The following is a 9,116-nucleotide window of genomic DNA, read 5'->3' on the forward strand; positions in this document are numbered from 1 at the left end:
CCCACGTTAAACTGCAGCCCATCGACTTTTCTACCAAGGGGGTATTTGTCTGCGGCCTGGCCCATTCGCCCAAACCGGTGGACGAGGCCATCGCTCAAGGCCTGGGCGCGGCGTCTAGGGCAGGTACATTTTTAGCCCAGGAGAAAGTTCAGGGCAATGCAGTCGTTTCCCGGATAGATCAACAGGTGTGCTGGGGTTGTGGCAAGTGTGTGGAGAACTGCGCCTATCATGCCATTGAGCTGATACAGCTTGAAGGGAATAAAAGAGTCTCTCAGGTTCAAGAGGCCCTGTGCACCGGATGTGGAGCTTGTGCCGTAATCTGCCCCACAGGTGCGGCCTCTATTTTTCATTTCAATGACCAGGAAGTGCTTACCATGGTGGATGCAATGCTGGGATAATAAGTAAGGGGATACAAGGCATAAGTCACGAACACAGAAGAAAAAGGCAAACAATCCACCATCAAAGGATGTGGTTTTAAAATTTAGTAAAACAGACTCAAACGAGGAAATATTACCTAATGGGAGAAGAATTCAAACCAAAAATAGCTGTATTTGCCTGTAACTGGTGCGCGTATTCGGCCGCCGATCTGGCTGGTGTCAGTCGGTTGCAATATCCATCGAATCTTCGAATAATTCGGGTTATGTGCTCCGGGCGGGTGAATCCGAATTTTATCCTTGAGGCCCTTCAAAAGGGTGCCGACGGTGTGCTGGTGGCCGGGTGACACATCGGTGACTGCCATTACCTGGATGGTAATGTAAAGGCTGAAAAAATGTTTAACATGACACGTAAACTGGCAAAAATTCTTGGTATTGACCTGGAAAGGCTGCGTCTGGAATGGATTTCTTCGGCGGAAGGTACCCGTTTTGCCGAGGTTGCCAGAGATTTTACCGAAAAGATCAAATCCCTGGGACCGTCTAAACTCAAACAAGCGGCCTGATTCCGGCCGGATGCACAGAGGCATTTAAATGACTGCAATAGCTGAACTGATTGAAACCACCAAAACATACTACTGTCTGGATTGCGGGGTATGTACTTCGAGCTGCCCTGTCTCAAAAGTTTTTCCTGATTTTTCACCCAGGCAGATTATCGAAAGATCCCTTTATGAACTGGAGGAGCCTTCCGACGATACCATCTGGAGTTGCCTGACCTGCGCGCAGTGCAGTGTGCGCTGCCCTGCAAACATCAATTTCCCTGAATTTATTCGCCTTATCCGCGGTGAGGCCATTGCTCAGGGCTTTGAAGGCCAGGTTACCCACAACGGGATGCTTCAAACGATTTCGGCCATACAAACCCAAAATGTGCGACAAAACCGTAAGTTCTGGATAGAAGATGGAAAAATCAGTGAAACCGGCGATATTTTCTTTTTTGTGGGATGCCGGCCGTTTTTTGACGTCATCTTTCAGGATGTGGATGCCGGTTCAATTAAAGGGGCACAGAATATTTTAAAAATTTTGAACACCTGTGGCGTAGAGCCGGTAGTGAACAATGATGAAAGATGCTGCGGTCATGATGCCCTGTGGAACGGGAACGAGGAAAAATTCAAGCAGTTGGCTCAATTAAACATCGATGTCATCCGGGCTTCCGGAGCAAAAAAAGTGGTTTTCAGTTGCCCTGAAGGGTATGATACCTTTAAAAATATTTATCCCAGATATTTTGGTGAACTTGGTTTTGAGCCGATTCATATCCTCGATTTATTAGTAGAGAAGATAGATGAGGGAACGCTTAAACTCAAAGAATCCAAAGGGACCGTGACTTACCATGACCCGTGCCGGCTGGGAAGACTTGCGGGAATCTATGATGCTCCACGCAAACTTATCGAGGCTATCCCCGGCCTGGAGCTTAAGGAGATGCCACGGTCCAGGGAAAACGGTGTGTGTTGCGGAACGACCGGATGGAAAAATTGCACCAGCAATTCCGCGCAGATCCGAATGGAACGTCTTACCGAAGCGAATGACACCGGGGCTGACAGACTGGTGACCGCATGTCCCAAATGCCAGATTCATTTTCGGTGCACCAAGTCGGCCTTTGACCTTAAGATGGAAATTACAGATTTATATGATCTTGTAGCCGATCAATTAGAATAAGACCAGTGGAGGAAACATACTGTGAATAAGGATATACTTGTTATTGGCGGAGGAATTGCCGGAATGCAATCATCGCTGGACCTTGCCGATATGGGTGTCAAAGTTCACCTGGTGGAAAAACTGCCCAGCATCGGTGGAAAGATGGCTCAGCTGGATAAGACCTTTCCTACCAATGACTGTGCCATCTGAATTCTTTCGCCCAAGATGCTGGATGTCGGTCGACATCCCAATATTTCGCTTCTGGCCTACAGTGAGGTTGAGAAAGTAGAGGGCCATGAAGGAGACTTTACGGTTACGGTTCGGCGGAAAAGACGCTATGTGGACGAAGCCAAATGCACCGGGTGTGGTGCCTGTGCAGAAAAATGCCCCACACCCGTTCCTGATGCATTTAACGCGGGTCTGGGAAACCGTAAGGCGATTTACAGCTATTTTGCCCAGGGTATCCCATCCACCCACACCATTGATGCTGATTACTGTCGCCAGTTAAACGGAAAAAAATGCGGTATTTGCCAAAAGACCTGCCAGGCCGATGCCATTGATTTTGATCAGGAAGACAAAATCGTGGAACTGAACGTGGCCGGCATTATCATTGCGGCAGGTTACGATGTGTTCGATCCGTCGCAAATCCCCGAATACCGGTATAAAGAACTGCCCAATGTGGTCACCGCACTTGAGTTTGAAAGACTCCTCAGCGCCAGTGGCCCCACCGGCGGCCATCTCGATCGTCCATCGGATCGCGCGGTTGAAGCCGAAATCGAAGCGTTGGAAAAAAAGGCCGGGAAAGCCACACGGATGCTTGAAATATCCGAAAAGAAATTCGAAGAAACCTCAAAGCAGTTTTATGAAAAATATCAGCAAGGCGAGTATCAAGACGACAAGGATCGTCAAAAGTGGGCCAAGAAGTATGAGGATTATTTGGCCATTATGGGACCTCTGGATGATCTGAAAAAGAAGGCCGAGACTTTCTCAGTGGCCAAACGTCTGGCATTTATCCAGTGCGTCGGTTCACGCGATTTCAGGTTTTATCCGTTCTGTTCGGGATACTGCTGCATGCACTCCATCAAGGAAGCGATTATTGCCCATGAACATGAGAACGAGACCACCTCAGTCATATTCGGTATGGATATACGTGCCATTGGTAAAGGGTTTGAAGAATACAAGATACGAGGGGGTAATCACTCAAACATTACTTACATGCGCGGACGGGTTGGGGAAATTTCGCAGGGGTCCAACCATAACCCGGTGGTCACTTATGAAGACACACATGAGAGGGTGGTAAAAAGCCAGGAATTCGACATGGTCATCCTGGCCACTGCCTGTGCACCGACCAGCGGAGTGGTTAAGCTGGCAAAGATCCTGGGCGTTGAACTGGATGCATACAACTTTATAAAGACCAGTCCCTTTTCTCCGGTTGACACCAGCGTGCCGGGTATATTTGCCTGTGGCTGCGTGGGCGCACCCATGGATGTGCCTGAATCAGTGGCCCAGGCATCCAGCGCTGCTGAACGGGCAGCCGAAATTGCTATTCAACTGCAGCCAAGAAAGGAGAAAGTCGTTGCCTGAAAAGAAAGACAATAATATCAGAATAGGTGTTTTCATTTGCCATTGCGGATCCAATATAGCCGGTTACCTGGAGATGGAGGAACTGGCCGATTATGCCGAAACCCTTCCCCACGTGACCTTTGTGCAGAGAAATCTTTACACGTGTTCGGAAGGCGGCATCAACGAGATCAAAAAGGCCATTAAACAGGAAAATTTATCCCGTGTGGTGGTTGCTTCCTGCACCCCCAGAACCCATGGACCTCTTTTTATGAGTTCCTGCGGTGAGGCGGGTTTGAACCCTTACCTTTTCGAGATGGTGAATATTCGAGATCAATGCTCCTGGGTTCATATGCAACAGAAAGAGGAAGGTACAGCCAAGGCAAAGGACCTGATCCGTATGGGGGTCGCCAAAGCCGCACTGCTGGAACCCCAGGAACCGATTATGTCCGATGTCCAGCCCAGAGCACTGGTAATCGGTGGCGGAATTGCCGGGATGACCGCCTCACTTTCTTTAGCAAATCGCGGATATGAAGTGGTTCTGGTAGAAAAGCAGGAAGCGTTGGGCGGAATGCTGAACCGGCTGAACAAGCTGGGTCCGGTTATGACGGATGCAGGCAGCATGGTTGAGGAAATCGTTGAAAAAATTACTAAACATCCAAAAATTACCGTATTTACCAAATCACAAGTAACCGAAGTTAGCGGATTTATTGGTAAATTCAATGTTGATATCGAGACCGATTCCAAAACCAGGAATGTCGATATCGGTGTGATTATTGTTGCCACCGGAGGACGCGTATTTGTCCCGGAAGGTCTTTACGGTTACGACGGACAGCGGGTGATTACCCAGCTTGAGATGGAAAGCCTGCTTAAAAAAGGGCTGGATTCAAGTGTTAACAATATTGTTATGATCCAGTGTGTGGGAAGCCGAAACGAAGAGAGACCCTATTGTTCAAGAGTCTGCTGTCAAACGGCTGTCAAAAACGCCATGCTGATCAAGGAACAGAACCCGGACGCCCGGGTGTCGATTCTGTATCGTGATATGCAAATGTACGGTGTTGAAAATGAGGAGATGTTTCGTGATTCCAAGGCGAAGGGAATCAGGTATATGAACTACGATCCCGGCAGACCTCCGGAAGTTAAATCCGATCAGGTCAATGTTTACCACTCCCTGCTGGGTCGAGAGTTGACTTTGCCGGCGGATCTTGTGGTTCTTTCCACCCCTCTGGTCGCGCAGGAAGATGCGGTGACCACTTCTCAGCTTCTCAGAATTCCTGTTGATGAAAACGGGTTTTTCATGGAAGGACACGTGAAGCTGAAACCTCTCGATTTTGCCACGGACGGAGTTTTTCTTTGCGGTAGTGCGCGTTTTCCGGCAAATATCCGTGAGGCTGTGGCACAGGGCCTGGGGGCGGCTTCCAGGGCTTCGATCCCGCTTTCCAAGGGATCGGTGGTGGTTGAGCCGATTATCTCCGTACTGGCTGATGAAGAAGCCTGCCGGGGCTGTGGCCTGTGCGTGGCCCTTTGCCCCTACAGTGCGCTTGAGATTCAAAATACGGAAAAAGGAAGAAAGGTTCACGTGATTGATGTGGCTTGCAAGGGGTGTGGTGTGTGTGCCGCCACCTGTTATCAACATGCATTGTCCATTCATTCCTTTACGGATCAGCAAATCGAAGCCCAGGTTGATGCGTTCTTGGAAGCCTAATAATAAGACCTGATTTTATCAAATGGTCGAAAAATTATCGATTCAGCCGTTGCAGCCATAGGCTACTACGGCGAAGTCGGCATAACAACAATTCAAATGAACAAAATAGGGTTTGTCAGGATGGTTTAAATCCTGAATATCCTGGAAAAAAGAATGTATATTGAAAGGGAGGTATCCATTGGGCGAATTTATTCCCAAAATTCTTGTGTTTTGCTGCACGTGGTGAGGATACTCCGCTGCTGATTTAGCTGGAGTTTCCAGACTACAATATACCCCTGAGATCAAAACGGTTCGTATGATGTGCACCGGTCGGGTTGATCCGGCCATTGTGGCCAGGGCATTTAAAAAGGGGCTCGACGGTCTGATGGTGGTGGGCTGCTATTTCGGAGACTGCCATTACATCAGCGGGAATGTTCAGGCCCAGGCCAAAATGGAGATGACCCGCAAGCTGTTTAAACACATTGGGGTTAATGAAGACCGGATTGCTTTCAGGCAGTGTTCCTCAGGTGAAGCGTCTGTTTTTGTCGAACTGATTACTGAATTTGATGAGAAGATCCGAAGCCTGGGACCCCTGGGAGGTGAAGGGGATTTGCTGAAAGCCCCGGAAATTTTTAAAAAACTGGAAGCAGCGCAGGCCGTGCTTGCCGGTGAAAAGATTCGATGGATTATCGGCAAAAAAACCGAGTTTCTTGAATCAGGTAACAAGTATGGAGAAATATTCACCGAACATGAATTCAGCCGGGCTCTAGACATGATCATCGTTGAAGAGACCGAAGTGCAGGAAATTTTACTGAAGCTGAAAGAAGGCGCGCAATCTGTGAAAAACCTTGCTGCCGCTTTGTCTATTCCGTCGGAAAGGGTTTATAGATATATCCTGGCCCTTTGCCGAAAAGAAATGGTCAAAATGGAAAAAATTACCGATCGAACGCCAATATACCAGTTAATTCCTCAAGAGGTGTAACACATTGAAAGATAAAAATATTTTGATTGTGGGTGGAGGTCCTGAAGGTGTGAGGACTGCCCTTGAACAAGCCGAAAATGGGATGCAGGCAACCATTATTGAAAAATTTCCCACCCTTGGTGCTGAAAGAATCCCTAAAGATCGGTTGATCAAGCCGAAAGAAGCCTTTGTGAACGAAGACCTAAATAAAGCGCGCAATCACTCCAACATCAAGATACTTACTTTTTCCGATATTAAAAAGATCCGCCAGGATAACGGAAAAATTAAGGCTAAAATTTTAAACAAGAGCATCCGGGTCGACAACAGCAAATGTAACGACTGCAAAGCCTGTATAAAAGTCTGCCCGGTAAATATGGCCGACGATTTTAACGAAGGGATCGGTTTTCGCACAGCGGTGGATTACCTGAATTCCGCCACAGGCGAATATAATATATATAAAGAAGATATGCCGATTTGCCAGGAGTCGTGCCCGGTACACCTGGATATTCGTAAGTATATCGGCCTTATCGCAGACGGTAGATACGAAGAATCCCTGGCCAAGATCAGAGAAAGACTGCCTCTGCCGGGCAGCATCGGCCGCATCTGCCCCCACCCGTGTGAAAGCGCCTGTAACCGGCAATACCTGGATGAACCCTTAAGCATCTGCTTTCTTAAACGTTATGTTGCAGACGTAGAACTAAACGAGGGTGTGGATCCGGTTTATGAAACCCCGGATAAAAAATTTGCGGAAAAAATTGCCATTATCGGTGCAGGTCCCGCCGGTCTGACCTGTGCCTACGACCTGGCAAAGCTGGGTTATGAACATATAAAAATTTATGAAGCACTTCCTGTTCCGGGCGGCTATTTGTGGGTCGGGATACCTGAGTACCGACTGCCCAAAAAACTGCTGCAAAGAGAGGTTGACCTTATCTGCAACATGGGGGTTGACATTCAATACAACGCTCGTATCGGTAAGGATATTGCTTTTGAAGATCTTAAAAAAGAGAATGATGCCCTGTTTATCGGTGCCGGTTGCCATACGGGTCTCAAGCTTCGATGCCCGGGGGAAGATGAATACCAGGGTAAAGGAATCGTGGACTGTGTTACTTTTTTAAGGGAGCAGGCTCTGGGCAAACTTCCGGAAGCCAAGGGGAAATTGATTGTAATCGGTGGTGGCAACGCTGCCATAGACTCGGCCCGGGTGGGCTGGCGAATGGGGTTTGATGAGGTATATATCCTCTATCGAAGAACCAAAAAAGAAATGCCCGCCAACCCTTGGGAAATTGATGCGGCAGAGCACGAAGGGGTGATTCTCCAGTACCTTGCCGCTCCCATAGAAATTCTAGGTAAAGACGGCAAAGTGTCGGGTATGAAATGCATCAAAATGGAACTGGGAGAACCGGATGCTTCGGGCCGAAGGAGACCTGTCCCCATTGAAGGCAGTGAATATGTCATAGATGCCGAAACCATCGTCCCTGCCCTCAGTCAGGGCGTAGATTTGAGCTTTCTTGAAGAAGGGCACCAGCTTGAGATTTCACGCTGGAATACATTTGAGATAGATGAAGAAACCGGTGCAACCAATGTGCCGGGTGTATTTGCCGGTGGTGATATCGTCACCGGACCTGACATCGCCATTCGTGCGGTTGCCGGGGGCAAACGTGCTGCAGAAGGCATTCACCAGTACCTTAGGAGTAAGTAAATGATATACGAAAAAGATAAACGCTATATTATACCGTTTGATGATGTTCCATCTCAAAGAGCTGAGATGCCTGAGATTTCCGTTGATGAAAGAAAGGGAAATTTTACTGAAGTTGAAACCGGTTTTCCGGAGGAAATAGCGGTTAAAGAAGCCAAACGGTGTCTGAGTTGCCGACGATGTCTGGGTTGCGCCCTGTGCTGGGCTGAATGCAAACCGGAAGCCATTGATTTTTCAATTCCGGATGAAACCCTGGAACTGGAATTTGACGAAATTATTATTACCAAGGGCCAGGACAACGCATTTATTCCCTTTAATGCCGAACTCGGTTACGGAACCTTTGCTGATGTGATAACCGATTTGCAGTTTGAACGCATGCTTTCGCCCACAGGCCCCTCCAACGGGTTAGTCGTATCTCCTCTAGACGGCGAAATTCCCGCGCGCATTGCCATTGTTCAGGGTCACTCAGACGACGATGAAGTACATCTGCTATCAAGCCTGATTTTGGGAGTGAATGAATCCATACTTGCCCTTGACAAAACCAAAGGACTTGAAGTTGCGCTGATATCCTCCACTTGCCAGTCCTTTCAGGACGGCTTTCTTCCCGAGGCAAAAAAAGTTTCCGGTCTCCAAATCATAGAGGGAATTCCTCAATCGGTTGAAAGAAAACAGGACGGGGAACCTTTAACTCTTAAGTATTCTGAAAACGATAAGCAAAAGGAAGAAGCTTTTGAACTGGTCGTTATCCTGACCAAACAGAAAATCTCCCCCGAACTTATATCGTTAAGCAAAAAGTTCGAACAGGAGATAATATAATCTGTCTTCCCGTCATTTAATTTCCCGGATTGATAATTTGTTCCAACTACTGTGTCAGTTTGTTGATTTGAAATTCCGCCCGGAGAGGTAGGTGATCGCCGATCTTTTTTCCTCTCTTTTGGTGTTTTATCCTGAAAAGCATTTATCTCTCAAAATATAAGGAAATCCGCTATTCCTAAGAATAGCAGATATCACAGGTTTCGGAAATTTTCTGATATGTGGGAGATGAACGAAACCGCTTCGCGGTAGCTTTCCGGCCCATCTTTTCTCATTTCAAATCATTTATCATACCAAAACGACCATCTTAATCTACATATATGGATTCGCTTCGCTCAA

The 9,116-nt window shown here is 47.6% G+C and carries 8 protein-coding genes and 1 pseudogene; all 9 read left to right on the top strand.

Features of this window, described 5'->3' with window-relative positions; genetic code table 11:
* Positions 1–398, top strand: a 398-nt coding sequence (locus SWH54_07805; GenBank protein MDY6791156.1) for a 4Fe-4S dicluster-binding protein, incomplete at its 5' end; no start/stop codon positions are given.
* A gap of 119 nt (positions 399–517) precedes the next feature.
* Positions 518–937 carry a hydrogenase iron-sulfur subunit gene (locus SWH54_07810; protein MDY6791157.1) on the top strand — a complete coding sequence of 140 codons (420 nt, stop codon included), beginning with the start codon at positions 518–520 and terminating at the stop codon, positions 935–937.
* Positions 938–965: 28 nt separating this feature from the next.
* Positions 966–2,084, top strand: a complete 1,119-nt coding sequence (locus tag SWH54_07815) for a (Fe-S)-binding protein (GenBank protein ID MDY6791158.1) — start codon at positions 966–968, stop codon at positions 2,082–2,084.
* A 21-nt stretch (positions 2,085–2,105) separates the two neighbouring features.
* On the top strand, positions 2,106–2,273 hold the full coding sequence (locus SWH54_07820; GenBank protein MDY6791159.1) for an FAD-dependent oxidoreductase: 168 nt from the start codon (positions 2,106–2,108) through the stop codon (positions 2,271–2,273).
* Between the two features lie 15 nt (positions 2,274–2,288).
* Positions 2,289–3,647, top strand: a complete 1,359-nt coding sequence (locus SWH54_07825; GenBank protein MDY6791160.1) for an FAD-dependent oxidoreductase — start codon at positions 2,289–2,291, stop codon at positions 3,645–3,647.
* The gene (locus tag SWH54_07830; protein MDY6791161.1) at positions 3,640–5,328 is read left to right on the top strand and encodes a CoB--CoM heterodisulfide reductase iron-sulfur subunit A family protein; all 1,689 of its coding nucleotides are present in this window, start codon (positions 3,640–3,642) and stop codon (positions 5,326–5,328) included. The genes SWH54_07825 and SWH54_07830 overlap by 8 nt, the downstream gene beginning before the upstream one ends.
* A gap of 241 nt (positions 5,329–5,569) precedes the next feature.
* A pseudogene (locus SWH54_07835) lies at positions 5,570–6,289 on the top strand (hydrogenase iron-sulfur subunit).
* 4 nt (positions 6,290–6,293) lie between these two features.
* Positions 6,294–7,967, top strand: a complete 1,674-nt coding sequence (locus SWH54_07840; GenBank protein MDY6791162.1) for an FAD-dependent oxidoreductase — start codon at positions 6,294–6,296, stop codon at positions 7,965–7,967.
* Positions 7,968–8,780, top strand: a complete 813-nt coding sequence (locus SWH54_07845) for a hypothetical protein (GenBank protein ID MDY6791163.1) — start codon at positions 7,968–7,970, stop codon at positions 8,778–8,780.
* Positions 8,781–9,116: the final 336 nt, after the last annotated feature.

Source organism: Thermodesulfobacteriota bacterium, assembly GCA_034189135.1.
Lineage (GTDB): Bacteria > Desulfobacterota > Desulfobacteria > Desulfobacterales > JAUWMJ01 > JAUWMJ01.

What these genes read in the sequence shown, in the direction of transcription:
- SWH54_07815 (MDY6791158.1), top strand. Translation starts at nt 966, where the DNA reads ATGACTGCAATAGCTGAACTGATTGAAACCACCAAAACATACTACTGT.
- SWH54_07825 (MDY6791160.1), top strand. Translation starts at nt 2,289, where the DNA reads ATGCTGGATGTCGGTCGACATCCCAATATTTCGCTTCTGGCCTACAGT.
- SWH54_07845 (MDY6791163.1), top strand. Translation starts at nt 7,968, where the DNA reads ATGATATACGAAAAAGATAAACGCTATATTATACCGTTTGATGATGTT.